The 16,681-nt window shown below is 74.0% G+C and carries 17 protein-coding genes and 1 pseudogene; 7 read left to right on the top strand and 11 right to left on the bottom strand.

Translation table 11 applies throughout. From position 1 onward, the window contains the following. Window positions 1-408, bottom strand: a pseudogene (locus tag BMW62_RS22635) (hypothetical protein); the annotation flags it as partial. Window positions 409-1,218: 810 nt separating this feature from the next. On the opposite strand from BMW62_RS22635, the gene BMW62_RS11520 reads away from it, so the two are divergent. After that, window positions 1,219-2,628, top strand: a complete 1,410-nt coding sequence (locus BMW62_RS11520) for an LCP family protein (RefSeq protein ID WP_244523985.1) — start codon at window positions 1,219-1,221, stop codon at window positions 2,626-2,628. Between the two features lie 106 nt (window positions 2,629-2,734). On the opposite strand, the gene pstB is transcribed toward BMW62_RS11520, so the two are convergent. The 7 genes from pstB to BMW62_RS11555 all read right to left on the bottom strand — a co-directional run bounded on the left by pstB (window position 2,735) and on the right by BMW62_RS11555 (window position 9,193). Then, window positions 2,735-3,514, bottom strand: a complete 780-nt coding sequence (gene pstB, locus BMW62_RS11525; RefSeq protein WP_091931007.1) for a phosphate ABC transporter ATP-binding protein PstB — start codon at window positions 3,512-3,514, stop codon at window positions 2,735-2,737. A 25-nt stretch (window positions 3,515-3,539) separates the two neighbouring features. Next, window positions 3,540-4,616, bottom strand: a complete 1,077-nt coding sequence (gene pstA, locus BMW62_RS11530) for a phosphate ABC transporter permease PstA (protein WP_091931008.1) — start codon at window positions 4,614-4,616, stop codon at window positions 3,540-3,542. Continuing rightward, window positions 4,616-5,566, bottom strand: coding sequence for a phosphate ABC transporter permease subunit PstC (gene pstC, locus BMW62_RS11535; protein ID WP_091931009.1), 951 nt, complete (start codon window positions 5,564-5,566; stop codon window positions 4,616-4,618). The genes pstA and pstC overlap by 1 nt, the downstream gene beginning before the upstream one ends. Window positions 5,567-5,696: 130 nt before the next feature. After that, window positions 5,697-6,809 (bottom strand): phosphate ABC transporter substrate-binding protein PstS, encoded by a 1,113-nt coding sequence (pstS, locus tag BMW62_RS11540; RefSeq protein ID WP_091931010.1) that lies wholly within the window; start codon window positions 6,807-6,809, stop codon window positions 5,697-5,699. A gap of 380 nt (window positions 6,810-7,189) precedes the next feature. Continuing rightward, the gene (locus BMW62_RS11545; RefSeq protein WP_091931011.1) at window positions 7,190-7,411 is read right to left on the bottom strand and encodes a hypothetical protein; all 222 of its coding nucleotides are present in this window, start codon (window positions 7,409-7,411) and stop codon (window positions 7,190-7,192) included. A gap of 110 nt (window positions 7,412-7,521) precedes the next feature. After that, window positions 7,522-8,409 carry a mycothiol synthase gene (gene mshD / locus BMW62_RS11550; RefSeq protein ID WP_091931114.1) on the bottom strand — a complete coding sequence of 296 codons (888 nt, stop codon included), beginning with the start codon at window positions 8,407-8,409 and terminating at the stop codon, window positions 7,522-7,524. 7 nt (window positions 8,410-8,416) lie between these two features. Beyond that, window positions 8,417-9,193, bottom strand: coding sequence for a winged helix-turn-helix transcriptional regulator (locus BMW62_RS11555; RefSeq protein ID WP_091931012.1), 777 nt, complete (start codon window positions 9,191-9,193; stop codon window positions 8,417-8,419). A gap of 207 nt (window positions 9,194-9,400) precedes the next feature. Here BMW62_RS11555 and BMW62_RS11560 point away from each other — a divergent pair, with 207 nt between their 5' ends. The 5 genes from BMW62_RS11560 (at window position 9,401) to BMW62_RS11580 (ending at window position 12,671) form a co-directional block, all read left to right on the top strand. Then, window positions 9,401-10,225, top strand: a complete 825-nt coding sequence (locus tag BMW62_RS11560; RefSeq protein WP_091931013.1) for a hypothetical protein — start codon at window positions 9,401-9,403, stop codon at window positions 10,223-10,225. Further along, a complete protein-coding gene (locus BMW62_RS11565; protein WP_091931014.1) occupies window positions 10,222-10,911 on the top strand; it encodes an LmeA family phospholipid-binding protein in 690 nt (229 codons plus the stop codon). The genes BMW62_RS11560 and BMW62_RS11565 overlap by 4 nt, the downstream gene beginning before the upstream one ends. A gap of 56 nt (window positions 10,912-10,967) precedes the next feature. Further along, a complete protein-coding gene (locus BMW62_RS11570) occupies window positions 10,968-11,306 on the top strand; it encodes a thioredoxin family protein (RefSeq protein ID WP_091931015.1) in 339 nt (112 codons plus the stop codon). 237 nt (window positions 11,307-11,543) lie between these two features. Beyond that, entirely contained in the window at window positions 11,544-12,371 is an 828-nt protein-coding gene (locus tag BMW62_RS11575) for a sulfurtransferase (RefSeq protein ID WP_091931016.1), read from the top strand. Between the two features lie 6 nt (window positions 12,372-12,377). Then, complete coding sequence (locus BMW62_RS11580) at window positions 12,378-12,671, top strand: DUF1416 domain-containing protein (RefSeq protein ID WP_091931017.1); 294 nt, start codon at window positions 12,378-12,380, stop codon at window positions 12,669-12,671. Window positions 12,672-12,787: 116 nt separating this feature from the next. Here the strand turns inward: BMW62_RS11580 and BMW62_RS11585 are convergent, their stop codons facing one another. Further along, window positions 12,788-14,545 carry a SpoIIE family protein phosphatase gene (locus BMW62_RS11585; RefSeq protein WP_091931018.1) on the bottom strand — a complete coding sequence of 586 codons (1,758 nt, stop codon included), beginning with the start codon at window positions 14,543-14,545 and terminating at the stop codon, window positions 12,788-12,790. Window positions 14,546-14,717: 172 nt separating this feature from the next. After that, window positions 14,718-15,062 (bottom strand): hypothetical protein, encoded by a 345-nt coding sequence (locus tag BMW62_RS23195; RefSeq protein ID WP_244523986.1) that lies wholly within the window; start codon window positions 15,060-15,062, stop codon window positions 14,718-14,720. Here BMW62_RS23195 and BMW62_RS23200 point away from each other — a divergent pair. Beyond that, window positions 15,049-15,888, top strand: coding sequence for a hypothetical protein (locus BMW62_RS23200; RefSeq protein ID WP_244523987.1), 840 nt, complete (start codon window positions 15,049-15,051; stop codon window positions 15,886-15,888). The two genes, BMW62_RS23195 and BMW62_RS23200, sit on opposite strands and share 14 nt — an antisense overlap. Window positions 15,889-15,963: 75 nt before the next feature. Here BMW62_RS23200 and BMW62_RS11595 read toward each other — a convergent pair whose 3' ends face one another. Further along, window positions 15,964-16,641, bottom strand: coding sequence for a TetR/AcrR family transcriptional regulator (locus tag BMW62_RS11595; protein WP_091931020.1), 678 nt, complete (start codon window positions 16,639-16,641; stop codon window positions 15,964-15,966). Between the last annotated feature and the right edge of the window lie 40 nt (window positions 16,642-16,681).

Raw genomic sequence — 16,681 nt, forward strand, 5'->3', positions numbered from 1 at the left:
CATGTCGGTGACGGCCTGCTCGGCCCGCTGGCGGGTGGTGCCCATGTCTGTGATGGCGTCGTCGGCGCGCTGGCGGGTGGCGCCCATGTCGGTGATCGCCTGCTCGGCGCGCTGGCGGGTGGCGCCGATCCCAGCGATCGCCTCGTCGGCGTTCCGCCGGGTCTCACCGATCCCAGCGATCGCCTCGTCGGCGGTGGCACGCGTGGCGTCCAGCCGGGTGATCGCCCCGTCCGCGCGGTCCAGCAACGCCTCCACGCGGTCGACGGCGCCGGACACCCGGCCGAGCAGCCCTTCCAGCTCGCCGAGCACGGCCGCGGCGCGGGGCACGAGCGCGAGCGCGTCACCGAGGCCGTCCCGCACGCCTCCTACCAGCGCGACGACGTCGGCGGGGCCGGGCACGGAGGGCATGCGCACCGTGCGAACGCTACGCAGTGCGCCCGTGGCCCACCATCCGATCGTGCCCGGTCCACCCGACGGAGGTGGTGCCGGCTCGGGAGCGCCCCGCGCGTCGGCGTGGTCATCGCAGATCCGCCCGTATCGTGGGACGACGGGCACGGACATGCAGACGACGAGAAGGTGTCGACACCTGTGGGGGATCAGCCGACGTGGGACGACGCGGGTGACCGCGACCTCCCCGGTCGCAAGCGCCGCGGGCGCACCCCGGAGGGCGGCGCCGCCGAGCCGGTGACGGTGGAGCAGCTGCTCGCCCGGCAGGGCAACGACGTCGGTGGCCGACGGGCCGCCCGGCGCAGCGCCGCACAGCCGGCCTCCCGCCGCGGCGGCGCGGCGCCCGACGCCCGCCGGACGGGGGCGGACGGCCGCCGGGGCGGTGCCGCGGACGATCCCGCCGTCCGGTCGGGGCTCCCACCGGTTCCCGGCGCCGCGCGAGCCGGCCACGTCCCGCGTGCCCAGCCCGGCCTCCCGCCCGTGCCCGGTTCCGGGTCCGGGCGCCCCACCGGCCCCGGTGCCCAGCCGGGTCTGCCTCCCGTCCCCGCTGCCCAGCCCGGGTTCCCGCCCGTCCCCGCTGCCCAGCCGCGACCGCCTGCAGGGACCGGTCCGGCCGGGACACCGGCAGCGTGGGCGCCAGACGAACGGCCCTCCCGGCGCAGCGGCCCCATCCCCCCGCTCCCCGGCCTGGCTGCGCCGCCCCCGTCGGGCGCCACCCGCCGTCGGGTGCCGGCCGACCGCCCGCCGCGCAGCCCGGGACGCAGGCGGCTGGTGCGTGCCGTCACGGCGCTGGCCGCCGTCGTGGGCGTCGTCGTCCTGTACCACCTGGCCCTGTACTTCTACGTCGACCAGCGCATCGACCGGGTCGACGCGCTGGCCCTCGACGGTCCGGAGATCCTCGCCCCCGACCTCCAGGACGCCGCAGAGACCTACCTGGTCGTCGGCACCGGGGTCCCCGGGCAGACCGGGGCGGACTCCGTGGCCACCCTCCTCGTCTCCGTCTCGGCCGAGGGCGACCGTGCGGCGCTGGTCAGCGTGCCCCCCACGGCCCTCGTGGACACCCCGATGTGCCGCACCCCCGAGGGCACCCTGCGCAACCCGGTCACCGAGGCGTTCGCGAGCTCGCTGCTCGAGGGCGGGCCGGCCTGCATGGTGCGAGTGGTCCAGCAGCTGTCCGGGCTCCGGGTCGACCACTACCTGGGCGTGGACCTCACCCGACTCCCGGGGATGGTCGACGCCCTGGGCGGCGTCCCCGTCTGCATCGTCCCCACCGCAGCGACCGCGGCCGCGGCGACGCCGCCCGTGGCCGGGCCCTCGGAGCTCTCCGGCGACGCGGCGTCGGGCTTCCTGCAGCCGGACGACAGCGGCGTCGACGTCACCGGGGCGGCCGTCGCCGAGCGGGCGCAGCGCCTGCTCACCTCGACCCTGCGGGCGGCGATGTCCGCGGACACGCTGCTCGACCCCGTCACGCTGGCGCGCTTCCTGTCCCGCGCGTCGGACGCGCTGACCGTCGACGACCAGACGACGCTGGGTGACTTGCGCGCGCTCGCCGGGACACTCGGCGACCTCTCCGGCGACGCGGTGCAGCGCGCCGGGCTGCCGGTCGCGCAGGTGGGGTACGTACCGGCCGGAACCGAGCGGGCGTACGTCGTCCTCGATGCGCCGGCCACCCGGTCGCTGTTCGACGAGGTCATCGACGGCGCCGGGGTACCCGCCGAGCTCCTGGCCGTCCCGGACGCGGCGCCGGGCGTGGCCGAGCCGGAGCCGGCGCCCGAGCCGGTGGCGCCGTCCGTGCCCGAGCCGCTCACCGCGGCCCCCGGGGAGATCACCGTCGACGTGCTGAACGGCACCGCCACCACCGGCCTGGCCGCGACGGTGGCCGACGCCCTCCGCGGGCAGGGCTTCGGCATCGGCACGGTGGGGAACGAGCCCGGCGCCGTGGACGAGAGCGTCGTCCGGTACGGGCCGGCCGCGCTGGACCGGGCGCGCACCGTGGCCGCCGCCGTCCCCGGTGCGGTGCTGCAGCCCAGCGACGCGCTCAGCGACGCGGTGCAGCTGGTCATCGGCCCGGGCTACTCCACGGTCGTCCCGGTCGAGATCGGTGCTCCGGAACCCGTCCAGGTGGCGCCGGACACGGCAGCGGCCGCCCCCGAACCGGAGGCGACCGCAGTCCGCTGCTAGGCCCCGTCCGCCGACGTCCGCCCTCAGCGGTCCTGGCTCAGTTGATGGGGTCCTGGCTCACGGTCGACGGTGAGCCAGGACCCCTGATGACCAGGTCACCTGATCGTCAGCCGAAGCGGCCGGAGATGTAGTCCTCGGTCGCCTTCTGGTCGGGGTTGCTGAAGATCTTCTCGGTCGGGTTGAACTCGATCAGCCGGCCCGGCTGCCCGACTCCGTTGAGGTTGAAGAAGCCGGTCTGCTCGCTGACGCGGGCCGCCTGCTGCATGTTGTGCGTGACGATGACGATGGTGAACCGCTCCTTGAGCTCGGTCATCAGGTCCTCGATGGCGAGCGTGGAGATCGGGTCGAGCGCCGAGCAGGGCTCGTCCATGAGCAGCACGTCGGGCTCCACGGCGATGGCGCGGGCGATGCAGAGCCGCTGCTGCTGACCGCCGGAGAGCCCCGACCCCGGCCGGTCGAGGCGGTCCTTGACCTCTTCCCACAGGTTGGCGCCCTTCAGCGAGCGCTCCACGAGGTCGTCCATGTCGGACTTCTTCATCTTGACGCTGTTGAGCCGGAGCCCCGCGGCGACGTTCTCGTAGATCGACATCGTCGGGAACGGGTTCGGCCGCTGGAAGACCATGCCGATCTGACGGCGCACGGTGACCGGGTCGGTGTCGGCGCCGTAGAGGTCCTGGCCGTCCATGACGACCTTGCCCTCCACGCGGGCGCCGGGGATCACCTCGTGCATCCGGTTGAGCGTGCGCAGGAAGGTGGACTTGCCGCAGCCGGACGGGCCGATCAGTGCGGTGATGCTCCGGGGCTCGATCGAGACGTTGACGCCCTCGACCGCTCGGAAGCTGCCGTAGTAGATGTTGAGGTCGGAGACGTCGATGCGCTTGGCCACGGGGGTTTCCTCCGGGTCGGTCCGGTCAGCGACCGGTCTTGGGGGCGAAGAAGCGGCTGATCAGGCGGGCGACGACGTTCAGCCCCATGACCAGCATGATGAGCAGGAGCGCCGCCGTCCAGGCCCGGTCGATCGCGAACTCGGGCGGCACACCTGGCTGGGTGAGCTGGTAGTAGGCGTAGACGGGCAGCGTCGCCATGCGGCCGTCGAAGGGATCGAAGTTGGTCGCGTTGGTGATGCCGACGGTGATCAGCAGCGGCGCGGTCTCGCCGATGACACGGGCGATGGCGAGCGTGACGCCGGTGCCGATGCCGGCGATCGCGGTCGGGATGACGACCTTCGTGATCGTCCGCCACTTGGGCACCCCGAGGGCGTAGGAGGCCTCGCGCAGCTCGAGCGGGACGAGCTTGAGCACCTCCTCGGCCGACCGGACGACCACCGGGATCATCAGCACCGAGAGGGCGACCGCACCCATGATCCCCAGGCGGATGCCCGGGCCGAAGATCAGCACGAAGAGCGCGTAGGCGAACAGGCCGGCGACGATCGAGGGGATGCCCGTCATCACGTCGACGAAGAAGGTGATGGCCCGCTTGAGCCGCCCCTGCGCGTACTCGACCAGGTAGATGGCGGTCATCAGGCCGATCGGCACCGAGATGAGCGTGGTGAGGCCGGTGATGATCAAGGTGCCCATCAGGGCGTGGTAGGCGCCCCCGCCCTCGCCGATGATGCCGTACAGCGACGCGGTGAAGAACTCGGCGTCCAGCCGCTCGGCGCCGCGGCTGACGACCTCCCAGATCAGCGCCACGAGGGGCACCATCGCGATGCCGAAGGCCGAGGTGACGATCGAGGTGACCGTCCGGTCGGCGGCCCGGCGCCGGCCTTCGCGCACCCGGGAGACGACGTAGACGGCGAGCGTGCCCAGCACCACGGTGTAGATGACGAACAGGGCGATGTTGAAGCCGCTCAGCAGGGCTGCGGCCACGGCTGCGCCGGCGAACACGGCCGTCGGCGCCCAGCGCGGCAGCGTGCCCTCCACCCGCTGCTGCATGGGCGTGGCGGCGCCGGCGCCGGACAGGGGGGTGGGCGGCGTCTGGACGCTCATCAGTTGGCTCCGGAGAAGTCGGCCCGGCGGTTGACGATCCAGCGCGCCAGCATGTTCACGCCGAGGGTGATGAGGAACAGGGCGAGGCCGCTGGCGATCAGCGTGTTGACGTCGATGCCCGTCGACTCCGGGAACTCGAGCGCGACGTTGGCCGCGATGGTCGACGGGTTACCGCTGCTGATCAGGTTGAAGGTGATGCCGCCGGAGACCGAGAGGATGATCGCCACGGCCATCGTCTCACCGAGGGCGCGCCCCAGGCCCAGCATCGAGCCGCCGATGATGCCGCTCTTGCCGTAGGGGATCACCGCCATCTTGATCATCTCCCAGCGGGTGGCGCCCAGGGCGAGCGCGGCCTCCTTGTGCAGCGTCGGCACCTGGAGGAACACCTCGCGGGAGATCGCGCTGATGATCGGCAGGATCATGATCGCCAGCACCAGGCCGACGGTGAACATCGTCCGGCCGGTCGCGGAGGTCGGGCCGGCGAAGAGCGGGATGAACCCGAGGTTCTCCTCGAGCCAGCGGTAGAACGGGACCAGCTTGGGGGCGAGCCAGGTGATGCCCCAGAAGCCGTACACGATGCTCGGGATCGCGGCCAGCAGGTCGACGACGTAGCCCAGCCACAGGGCCATCCGCCGCGGCGCGTAGTGCGTGATGAACAGCGCGATCGCCACGGCCAGCGGGGTGGCGACGACCAGCGCGATGGTGGCGGAGAGCAGCGTGCCGAACAGCAGCGGGGCGATGTAGGAGACCAGGCCCTCGTCGCCGGGGATCTCCTCGGCGGGAGCGGTGAGCGCCGGCAGCGCCTCGTACAGCAGGAAGGCGGTGACGCCGGCCAGGATGACGAGGATCAGGATGCCCGCGCCCCGGGCGGTGCTCGCGAAGATGCGGTCGCCGGGCCGTCGGGGCGGCTTGCTGGTGCTCTGGTCGGACGGGGTCCGGGTGGCTGTCACCGCTGCTCCGGGAGGTCGGTGGGGGGAACTGCTGGGAACTTCCTACCCGTCGCCGGGCGGCGCAGCGGCCCGGGACGTCGGATGACGCTCCGGGCCGCTGCCGTGTCGTGCGGTGTCACCGTGGGTCAGGTCACCCCGCGGAGATGGCGTCGATCGCCGACTGGGCCTGCTCGCGCAGCCCGTCGGAGATCGGCGCCGAGCCGGCGGCCTCGGCGGCCGCCTGCTGGCCCTCCTCGCTGACGACGAAGGACATGAAGTCCGCCACCAGGTCGGCGGTCTCCTGGTCGTCGTACTGGACGCAGCCCACGTGGTAGCTGACCTGGACGATCGGGTAGTTGCCCGACTCGGTGGTGTCGCGGCGGATGTCGATGGCGTAGTTGTACTCGCCCCCGCCCTCCACGCGCTCCGAGTTCTCCACCACAGCGGAGGCGGCGTCGGGAGACGGGGCGACGAAGTCGCCGCCGACACCGATGTTGGCGACGCCGAGGTCACCGGCCTGGCTGGGGTCGGCGTAGCCGATCGCACCGTTGCCGGCGCCGACCGCGCTCACCACGCCCGAGGTGCCCTGGGCCGCCTCGCCGCCGGAGACGGGCCAGTCGCCGCTGACCTCGTAGGTCCAGACGTCGGGGGCGACCGCGGACAGGTACTCCGCGAAGTTCTCGGTGGTGCCCGACTCGTCGGACCGGTTCACGGGGGTGATCGGCAGGTCCGGCAGCGTGACGTCGGGGTTGGCCTCGGCGATGGCCGGGTCGTTCCAGTTGGTGATCTGCTGGGCGAAGATCCCGGCGACGACCTCCGGCGGGAGGTTGAGCTCCTCGACGCCCTCGAGGTTGTAGACGACGGCGATCGGGGCGATGTAGTTGGGCAGCTGGAAGATCTCGCCCCCGGCGCAGCGCTCCTGGGCCCCGGCGAGCTCCTCCTCGTCCAGGTAGGCGTCCGTACCGGCGAAGTCGGTGGCGCCCTCGATGAACTGCTCGCGGCCACCGCCCGAACCGACCGGGTCGTAGTTGACGGTCACCTCGGGCTGGACGCTCGAGTAGGCGGCGGTCCAGCCCTGCATCGCGGCCTGCTGGCTGCTGGCGCCCGCCCCGACGAGCGTGCCGCTCAGCTGGGTGCCGGAGGCGGTGTCGCTGCCGCTGCCCGTGTTCGCGGTCTCGTTGGAGGCAGCGCAGGCGGTGAGTGCGAGGGTGCTGGCGAGCGCAACGGACAGCGTGGTGGCGCGCGTCTTGGTGCTGAGCTTCAACTCAGGGCCTCTCAGGTTCGCCCGGACCGTTTCCGGGCAGCGTGGGACCGACGAGGACGACGGTAGGGAGCCCAGGTGGCGGCCGACCCGTGTGCGGGTGAACGGATGGTGAACGACCTCTGAGGTCTTCGATGATCATGGGTGGTGCGGGTCACCCCGGATGACGGCATCCGGGTGCCCGGCCTGGGCTGGGTCCGCAGCGTGGGGCGGGCATCCGCGACTGCCCCTACGACCAGGTCCTGGTGGGTCGACGGGCGCCTTCCTCGGGTGCCGGCATGCTCCGTCGAGGAGGCGGCACCGGGTCGGGCAGCGGCGCTACGGATGCTCCGGGGCTGGTAGGCCTCAGCGACGGGGACGTCCCGGCCCCGGAGGGAACCCGATCAGCGCTTCCACGCCCGTTCGGACTGCTGCTCGTAGTCCTCGTATGCCTTGTGCAGGCCGAGCAGCACCTCGGCGGTCGTCTCCATCAGGGCCCGGGCCTGCGCGTCGTCGACCTTGGCGACGTCCTCGCGAGCGTGGTCGGCGGTGTCGCGCAGCATGCGCTTGATCTTGATCGTGTGATGCCGTGGGTCGCTCTCGGGGAACTGCTGACGATCGGTCATCGATCTCTCCGCCCGGTAGCCGTCTCGGTTCCCGTCACCGTATGCCGATACCGGACGCCGACGCAGGGCCAGGCACCGACTCCGAGGACGGGCGATCCGACGTCCCGGCATCAGGCCGTGGTGCGCCGCCAGGAGACGTCGACGGCGTAGCGGCGGAACCCCCGGCCCTCGTACAGCCGCACGGCCGCCGCGTTGTCCGCCTCGACGTAGAGCAGCACCTCGTCGAGGCCCTGCGCGCGCAGGTGCGCCAACCCGAGGTCGGTCAGCGCGCGCCCCAGCCGCAGCCCCTGGGCGGCCGGGTCGATCCCCAGCACGTACACCTCCCCGACCGGGGCGGGTCCGGCGTCCCCGGCGGGGTGGACCTTGGTCCAGTGGAAGCCGAGCAGGTCGCCCGAGCCGGGTTCGCCCCGCCAGGCCAGGAGGAACCCCTCGGGGTCGAACCACGGCTCGGCCTCGCGGCGCTCGAGGTCGGCGCGGGTCATCCGGCCCTGCTCGGGGTGCCAGTCGAAGGCGCGCGCGTTGACCCGCAGCCACGCCTCCTCGTCCCGGCCCGGCACGAAGGGCACCACCCGGACGTCGCCCGGCAGCTCGGGCCGCGGGTCGGCGTCGAGACCGGCCAGGTCGCACCGCATCTGCAGGAGGACCCGCGCCCGCCGGAACCCGTGGGGGGCCAGCAGCTCGGCCGACCCGGGCAGGTCCCCGTGCGCCCAGATGCTCAGGGGCCGCTCACCGGCGGCAGCCAGCAGGCGGAGCAGCAGCGCGGTCCCGTGACCACGGCGGCGCCGTCCGGGGTGCACCACCAGCTCGGCGGTCTCACCGTCGAGCCGGGCGTAGCCGGCCAGCGCGCCCTCCGCGTCCCGGACCGTGAGGTCCTGCCCGTCGGGCGAGCCGTGCCGGAGGCGCAGCTCGCCCTCCTCGGAGACCGGGCGCACGCCGTCGGCGGTGGCGGCGGCGTGGAGCAGGGCGAGGACGCCGGCGATGTCGCGTTCGTCGATCACCGGGCCATCAGACCAGCTCGGCGCCCGCCCCGGCGTCGGCGGCGCCCGCCCCGGCGTCGGCGGTGGCCGCACGGTCCTCGGCGGCGGCCTGCGCGGTCGCGTCGGCCACCTGCTGGTCGAGCTTGTAGCCGACGTTGCGCACGGTGCCGATGAGCGCCTCGTGCTCCGTGCCGAGCTTGGCCCGCAGCCGGCGCACGTGGACGTCGACGGTGCGGGTGCCGCCGAAGTAGTCGTAGCCCCAGATCTCCTGCAGGAGCTGGGCGCGGGAGAAGACCCGGCCCGGGTGCTGCGCGAGGTACTTCAGCAGCTCGAACTCCTTGTAGGTGAGGTCGAGCGGCCGGCCGCGCAGCTTGGCCGAGTAGCTGTGCTCGTCGATCACCAGCTCGCCGGCCCGGGTGAGCCCGCCGTCGCCGCCGTCGGCCCGGGGCGCGGCGGCCAACCGGCGGGAGGTCGCCCACTTCAGGCGGGCGTCCACCTCCGCGGGGCCCGCGGTGTCCAGCAGCACGTCGTCGACGCCCCAGTCCGCGGACAGGGCGACCAGGCCGCCCTCGGAGAGGACGGCGACCAGCGCGGCGGCCACCCCGGTCGAGGAGAGCAGCCCGCACAGGGTGCGCGCCTGGATGAGGTCGTGACGGGCGTCGACGAGGACGACCTCCCCGGAGTCGCCGTCCAGGAGGCTCGAGAGCTCGGGGGCCACGACGCGGACCTGGTGGCCGAGCAACCCCAGGGCGGGCAGCACCTCGGTCGTCGCCTGGCGGGCGGCGGTCATGAGCACGAGTCGCATGTCGTCTCCTCAGGGGTCCGGGGCCGGCGGGTGCCGACCGGACCTGCGACGCCGCTGTCGAGGTGAGAGGGCAGGATAGCGGAGCGGCCGGCTCCGGGCCGGGCGCGTCCTGCATCGCGCGCGCCCCGGCGCCGGACACGCCGTGCCCGGAGCGGACGATCCGCTCGTCGAGCGGATCGGACGCCGGGCTTCTGAGACGATCGGGCGGTGAGCTCCACCGCGGTCCCGTCGACGACGCCGGCCCGCCCGCACCACGTCCCGGCCGCGGGCCTCGCCGTCGTCGCCGCGGGCCTGGTCGCCGGCCTGCCGCCGCTGGTCGGCGAGGTCGGGGCGCTCGCCGCCGTGCTGGTGCTCCAGCTGGCGCTGGTGCTCTCCTGGGTCCTCGCCACCGGGATGCAGGGCTTCGCGGCCTCGCTGGCCGTGGGCACGGCCGCCGCCGTGGCGGCCGATCTCGCGCTCGTGCTGCCCGAGGACCCGGCGCTGGGCGGCCTGCTGGCCGTGCTCGGCGTCGGCTTCCTCGCCGCCGTGCTCCAGCAGATGCTGCGCACCCCCCGGGACGCCCTGGTCGACTCGCTGGCCGGGTCCGCCGTCCTGCTCACCGCCGTCGGCGCGCTCGCGGCGCTGCTCCTGCTGGGCCGGGCCGACGACGGCGGCCTGGCCGCCACCGCCCTGGTCGCCGGCGTCGCCCTGGTCGTCGGTCACCTGGTCGACCAGGTGCTGCCGCGGCCCCAGCTGGCCCCCGGTGTCCCGCGCGGGCTGCTCGGCGTCGTGCTCGCCGTGCTGGCGGGCGCCGCGACGGCGTGGGCGGTCCGGGACCTGGCCGAGCTGGGTGCGCTGCGCGCGGCCGCGGTCGGTGCCGTCGTCGCCGGGGTGGTGGCGCTGGTGGCCGTGGCCGGCAGCTTCCTCGCCGTCGGGACGACGGCCGACGGCGAGGCGGAGGCGCTGTCCCCGTGGGCGCCCACCGTCGTGCAGGTCGTGCTGCCCTTCGCCGCCTGCGCCCCGGTGGCCCTCGCGCTGGTGACCGCCCTGTGAAGGTCGTCGCGGTCCTGCTCCTGCTCCTCGTCGTCACCGGCGTCGTCCTCGACCGGGTGGCGGTGGGCTTCGCCGAGCGGGAAGTGGCCGAGCAGCTGGCGAGCCAGGAGGCGCTGACCGGCACACCCGACGTCGACGTCCGCGGGTTCCCGTTCCTCACGCAGGCGGTCGCCGGGCGCTACGAGGAGATCCGCATCTCCCTCACCGCCGACGAGCTGGGGCAGCCCGAGGGCACCCGCGCCGACGTGACGCTCCGGGGCGTGCACCTGCCCCTGTCGGCGCTCCGGGCGGGCACCGTCGAGGAGGTGCCGGTGGAGCGCATCGACGCGACGGCGACGCTCTCCTACGAGCTGCTGGCCGGGGAGCTCGGCGGGGACACCACCCTGGAGCTGGAGGGCGAGGGGCTGCGGATCACCCGCACGGTCGAGGCGCTCGGGCGCACGCTGCCGCTCACCGCCGCCGGCACCGTCTCGCTGGACGGGGACGAGCTCGTCATCGACGTCGACCGGGCGTCCGGGGTGGGCGTCGACGTGCCCCGCGTCCTGGTCGAGCGCGCCACCGACCTGCTCGACCTGCGGTACCCGGTCGAGCTGCCCTACGGGCTGCGACTCACCGACGTGACCCCCCGGGAGGACGGCGTCGCGGTGCGCGCGGTGGCCGAGGACGCCGTTCTCGCCGCGGAATAGCGCCGCGGCCGGGCCCCGTTGTGCGCACCGGGGCCGGGGGAGCGGAGGAGGACGTGGTGGACGCTGCGGCGGTGTTCGACCGGCTGGGCGTGCGCCCGGCCGAGGCCGACCTGACCGTCGTCCAGTTCTCGACCGCCTTCTGCGGTCCGTGCCGCGCCACCCGGGCCAGGCTCGAGCAGCTGCGGGTGAGCCGGCCGGGGCTCGTCGCCGTCCACGTCGACGCGGAGAGCCACCTGGACGAGGTCCGCGAGCTCGGGATCCGGCGGACGCCGACGCTCTTCTACCTGGACCGGGCCGGGCGGGTGGTCGGCCGCAGCAGCGGGGCGCCGCGGCCGGCGGAGCTGACCGCCCTGGTGGATGCCCACGTGGGTGGCCGGGCGGGCGGCGCGGCGTGATCGGCTACCCTCGCGCCGTGGGCATCCTGCTGACCTCGCGCCGCACAGTCGACCTGTGCCGCGTCGGCAGCTGCCTCTGTCCCGCCCTCTGAGGGCGGCACCGCGCCGTCCAGACGCGCTCTCCGCGCCGTCGGGATGCCCCTCTCTCCCGTGAGTTCCGCACTGCGAGCGATCCGCGTCGTCCCGCACCACCCGAACGACCGACCGCACACACCGATAACCCGGAGGACCACCACCATGAGCCGCAACGACGTGCTCGTCACCGTCGACTGGGTCCAGGAGCACCTGGGCCGGCCCGGCATCGTCCTCGTCGAGGTCGACGAGGACACCACCGCCTACGACGGCGGCCACATCGAGGGCGCCGTCAAGCTGGACTGGAAGAAGGACCTGCAGGACCCGCTGCGCCGCGACTACCTCGACAAGAGCGCCTTCGAGGAGCTGCTGTCGAGCCGCGGCATCGGCAACGACGACTCCGTCGTCCTCTACGGCGGCAACAACAACTGGTTCGCCGCCTACGCCTACTGGTACTTCAAGATCTACGGCCACTCGGACGTCAAGCTGATGGACGGCGGCCGCAAGAAGTGGGAGCTGGACGGCCGCCCGCTGTCCAAGGACGCCGTCGAGCGGCCCGCGACGCAGTACGTGGCGAGCGAGCCCGACCTGTCCATCCGCGCGTTCCGCGACGAGGTCGTGGCCGCGATCGGCAGCAAGAACCTGGTCGACGTGCGCTCGCCCGACGAGTTCTCCGGCAAGATCCTCGCCCCCGCCCACCTGCCCCAGGAGCAGTCGCAGCGGGCCGGCCACGTTCCCACCGCGATCAACATCCCGTGGAGCAAGGCGGCCAACGAGGACGGCACGTTCAAGTCCGACGAGGAGCTGGCCAAGCTCTACGCCGAGCAGGGCTACGACGAGAGCAGGCCGACCATCGCCTACTGCCGGATCGGCGAGCGCTCGAGCCACACCTGGTTCGTCCTGCGCGAGCTCCTCGGCCGGACCGACGTCAAGAACTACGACGGCAGCTGGGTCGAGTACGGCTCGCTCGTCGGCGTCCCGATCGAGAAGTGAGCTGACATGTGCGGAGCGCCGAAGCAGGGCGGTGTCCTCGACGGCATCGACCTGAGCACGCAGACGGTCATCCAGGGCTCGGTGTGGCACGACGGTGCGCCGGTGGCCGGGGCCTACGTCCGGCTGCTGGACTCCACCGACGAGTTCACCGCCGAGGTCGTGACCAGCCCCGAGGGCGAGTTTCGGTTCTTCGCCGCGCCCGGGCCGTGGAAGGTGCGCGCCCTCGCCGCGGTCGGCAAGGGCGAGCGCACCCTCTCGGCCGAGGTCGGGCTGAACGAGACCACGGTCGCGATCGACTGATGATCAGGTGACCTGATCATCAGGGGTCCTGGCTCACGGTGGACCGTGAGCCAGGACCCCATCAGCTGAGCCAGGACGTCCGCCTGGCGCCACAGGCGTCCGGGCGGCGTCTCAGCTCAGGCCAGGTCCGGCGGCAGCCGGTTGGGGCCGGCCTCGGCCGGCCGGGGGCGGTCCTCGGGGAAGGTGCGCACCGCCACGAGGGCGACGTCGTCGGCGCCGGGCTCGGGCACCAGCCGGGCCAGCACGGTGTCCAGCAGCTCCTCCAGCGGCGTGGCACCGAGGTCGCGCAGGGCCTCGCGGAGCCGCTCGATCCCCTCGTCGAGGTCGATGTCGCGGCGCTCGACCAGCCCGTCGGTGACCAGCAGCAGGGTGTGCCCGTCGGGCAGGTCGACGGACTGGTCGCTGCGGGGCGCGTCCGGGTCGATGCCGAGCATGAGCTCCGGCGTGCTGGTGAGCATCGTGACGGAGCCGTCGGGGGCCAGCAGGACCGGCGGCAGGTGCCCGGCGTTGCTCCACCGCAGCAGCCGGCGCCCCGCCACCGGCACGTCGGGGTGCCGCTCGATGCGTGCGAGGACCGCCGTGGCCAGGGTGGAGACCGCCAGCCCGCGGGCGGCGTGCTCGACCCGGGTGAGGGTCGCCGCCGGACCGTCCTCGTCGGCGTAGGCGAGCGCCCGCAGCAGGCCGCGGACCTGCCCCATCGCCGCGGCGGCGCTGCTGTCGTGGCCGACGACGTCGCCGATCACGAGCATCGTGGCGCCGTCCGGCTGGAGGAAGGCGTCGTACCAGTCGCCGCCGACCTGGGCCTCGTGTGCCGCGGGGCTGTACCGGACGGCGATCTGCAGGTGGTCGGGCTCGGGCGGGGGCGTGAGCAGGGACTGCTGCAGCCGGTCGGACAAGGCGCGGTCGGCGGCCGTCCGGGCGGCCAGCGCCTCCAGCTCGGCGGCCTGGCGCTGGGCCGCCAGCCGGTCGGTGAGGTCGCGGAAGGAGACGACCACGCCGGTCTGCGCGCCCTCCTCCACGGTGGGGACGACGACCATCTCGACCGGGATCGCGGTGCCGTCCTTGCGCCAGAACGTCTCCTGGTCGGCGACGACGGTGCGGCCCGTGCGCAGCGCCTGCCAGACCGGGCACTCCTCGCGGGGGTAGGGGGATCCGTCCGGGCGCCGGTCGTGGAGGAGCGCGTGCTGGTCCTGGCCGAGCTGCTCGCCGGGCCGGTACCCGGTCAGCCGGGCCGCGGCCGGGTTGAGGAACTCCACCCGGCCCTCGTCGTCGAGGCCGTAGATGCCGTCGGCGACGTTGGCCAGCACCCGCTCGGTGATGGCGAGGGCCCGGGTGAGCTTGGCCTCGGTCTCGCGCAGCACCTCCAGGTCCCGGGCGCGCGCGGTGGCCACCTGGCGCAGCGTGGTCGCCTCGGCTCCGGCGGCCCGGGCCTCGGCGGTGAGCCGCTCGGCGTGCAGCCGGTCGGTGATGTCCATCCCGGTCGCCAGCAGGAACTGCTCCTGGTCGCCGCCGCGGACGAGCTGCATGGTGAGGTCGGCGGTGCGTCGCCTCCCGTCGGCGAGGAAGAAGCTGGTGACCGCGCGGACCGGTGCCCCGCCGGCCGCGACCTCCAGGCACCAGCCGCGCACCGTCGCGCCGACGTGCGGGTCGCCGGCCCACCAGCCGGCTTCCCAGAACGGACGGCCCAGCTGCTCGCGGCGGTCGAAACCGCGGCCTTCCACGGCCAGGCGGTTGGCGGTGAGCAGCGTCCCGTCGAGGTCGCAGACGGCGGCGAACATGAACGTGGACTCGTGGAGGACCGAGTACCAGGACGGCGTGCCCGGCAGTGCCTCGACGTCCGGGGGCGGGGCGATGCCGCGGCCGGCCTCGGCCATCTCGATGACTGCTCCTCCCACCGTGCCCCGCCGTCCGGGGTGCGTCCAGCCTGCCGTACGACCCCCCGGCGGCACCAGCGACGCCGCCTGTCGCGTCGGCCTCACTGCGGGCACGCACGGCGGCGCCCGACCCGGCGGGATGCCGGAGCGGGCGCCTGGGGTGTGCGTGGGCTCAGTCGCAGAGCCCCTCGGGGATCGAGGTCAGGCACCGGTTCCTGTCGAAGTCGACGTCCCCGGTCGTGTCCCAGACGAGGTCGGCCGGCTCGTTGCCCTTGGCCTTGTTCCGCTCGACCTCACCACTCGGGTCGAACGGCGCGAGCCCCGGCACGGAGCCGCTGGAGAGGACGACGATGCCGCCCTGGAGCGCGCTGTCCGCCGCCGCCGGGACGTTGTCGTAGACCTTGTTCTGCCTGACCCGGAAGTCCTGGGCGCCGACGAGCGCGATCCCGGCGCCGCTGATGGTGGGCGCACCTTCTTCGCCGCCCTCGCCCGGGCACAGCTTGTTGTTCGCGGGCATCTCGTTCTTCCGCAGCTCCCAGTCGGTGACCGGCCCGGGGGCCGGCGAGCAGCAGGGTGCCGACGCAGTTGCCGACGCCGACGTCGGCCTGCATCTTGCCGACGCTGGCGTTCCGGTAGAAGAAGCCGATCTCGTTCTTCGCCGAGTAGTTGCCGTGGACGTGGGCGTCGGCGTGCGGGCCGTCGCCGATGTAGAAGCCCGCCTCGGCGTTCCCGGTGGCCTTGTCGCCGTGGAAGGTGGTGCCCTCGGTGGCGAAGCTGGCGGCGCCGTACCCGCCGTTGTCGGTGAACTTGCTGTCGTTCACCTTCAGGTCCTCGGTGGCGACGGCGATCAGCCCGTCGCCGGCCGCGCCGGTGACGGTGACGCCGCGGACGCTGACCCCGCTCACCCGGTCGCCGGCCTCGAAGGTCTCGAGGTCGATCTCGCCGAGGATGCAGATGCCGGACACGCGGTCGGTCTCGGGGCCCTCCAGGGTGTCGCAGCCGGTCGGTGCGGCCCCGGCGGGCGCGATGACCGCGCGGTGGCCGAGCAGCGTGATGCCGTCCTCCTGGATGGTGACCGACTCGTGGACGTGCCGGGTGGGATGCGGATCGTGTCACCCGGTTTCGCGGCGTCCACCGCGGCCTGGATGCTGAAGCCGTCGTGCGGGCCGCGCTTCTTGCCGTCGTCCGCGGCGGCCGGTCCGGCCACCCCGACGGCGACGAGGGCGGCGGTGGATGCCACCGCCAGGAGACGTGCTCTGCGCATGTGCATGGGTGCTCCCCGGATGTGGGCGCCCGGCCCCCCGGTCGGCGGACGTCGGTGTCCGCCGCCGCGTCGCCCCTGAGAAGGGCAGCCTGCTCCCGGGCCACGGTGGAACGGAATCCCCCGATTTCGGGGGGTCGGCGCCGCCCGTGGCCGGTCAGAGGCCGAGGCCGGCGGCGAGCTCCCCCATGGCGCGGTCGAACCAGCGGTCGGTGTCCAGCACCGACCCCACCAGGTGGCCGAACAGCTCGAAGCTGATCGTGCCGAACATCGCGCTCCAGGCGAGCAGCGCCCGCACGCGCACCGCCTCGTCGAGAGCCGGGTGCTCGCCGCCCAGGATCGCGACCGCCTCCTCGCTGATCAGGGCCGGGTCGCGCTCGCCGGCCGCCTCGGGAAGGGCGCCGGAGCGGGCTGCGTCGCCGAGGATGCGCCCGAGGACGACGCCGGCGCGGGCTGCGGCGGGCACGGTTTCGGCGGGTGCCCGGTAGCCCGGCACGGGGAAGCCGTACAGCAGCGCGTACTCGTGCGGGTGCTCCCGCGCCCAGCCGCGCACCGCCCGGCAGACGGCCAGCCAGCGCTGCCGCGGGGGATCCCCCGGCGCGTCGGCCGCCTCGGCGGCGGTGCCCAGGTCGTCGTAGGCGTCGATGATCAGCCGCGTCAGCAGGTCGTCGCGGCTCGGGACGTAGCGGTAGACGGCCGAGGAGGCCATGCCCACCTCGCGCGCGACGGCCCGCAGGGACAGGGCGGCGGCCCCCACCTCGGCCAGCTGCCGGCGCGCGGCATCGGCGATCTCGGCGGTGATCTCGGCGCGGACGCGCTCGCGGGCGGTGGGCATCCGATCAGCGTGCCGCACGAGAGCGGCGCACGCAAGTGTG

The organism is Blastococcus sp. DSM 46786 (assembly GCF_900109665.1).
Lineage (GTDB): Bacteria > Actinomycetota > Actinomycetes > Mycobacteriales > Geodermatophilaceae > Blastococcus > Blastococcus carthaginiensis.

What these genes read in the sequence shown, in the direction of transcription:
- BMW62_RS11575 (WP_091931016.1), top strand. Translation starts at nt 11,544, where the DNA reads ATGAGCCGCAACGACGTGCTCGTCACCGTCGACTGGGTCCAGGAGCAC.
- BMW62_RS11585 (WP_091931018.1), bottom strand. Translation starts at nt 14,545, where the DNA reads ATGGCCGAGGCCGGCCGCGGCATCGCCCCGCCCCCGGACGTCGAGGCA.
- BMW62_RS23195 (WP_244523986.1), bottom strand. Translation starts at nt 15,062, where the DNA reads ATGCCCGCGAACAACAAGCTGTGCCCGGGCGAGGGCGGCGAAGAAGGT.
- BMW62_RS11595 (WP_091931020.1), bottom strand. Translation starts at nt 16,641, where the DNA reads ATGCCCACCGCCCGCGAGCGCGTCCGCGCCGAGATCACCGCCGAGATC.
- BMW62_RS11555 (WP_091931012.1), bottom strand. Translation starts at nt 9,193, where the DNA reads ATGCGACTCGTGCTCATGACCGCCGCCCGCCAGGCGACGACCGAGGTG.
- pstA (WP_091931008.1), bottom strand. Translation starts at nt 4,616, where the DNA reads ATGAGCGTCCAGACGCCGCCCACCCCCCTGTCCGGCGCCGGCGCCGCC.
- BMW62_RS11580 (WP_091931017.1), top strand. Translation starts at nt 12,378, where the DNA reads ATGTGCGGAGCGCCGAAGCAGGGCGGTGTCCTCGACGGCATCGACCTG.
- BMW62_RS11545 (WP_091931011.1), bottom strand. Translation starts at nt 7,411, where the DNA reads ATGACCGATCGTCAGCAGTTCCCCGAGAGCGACCCACGGCATCACACG.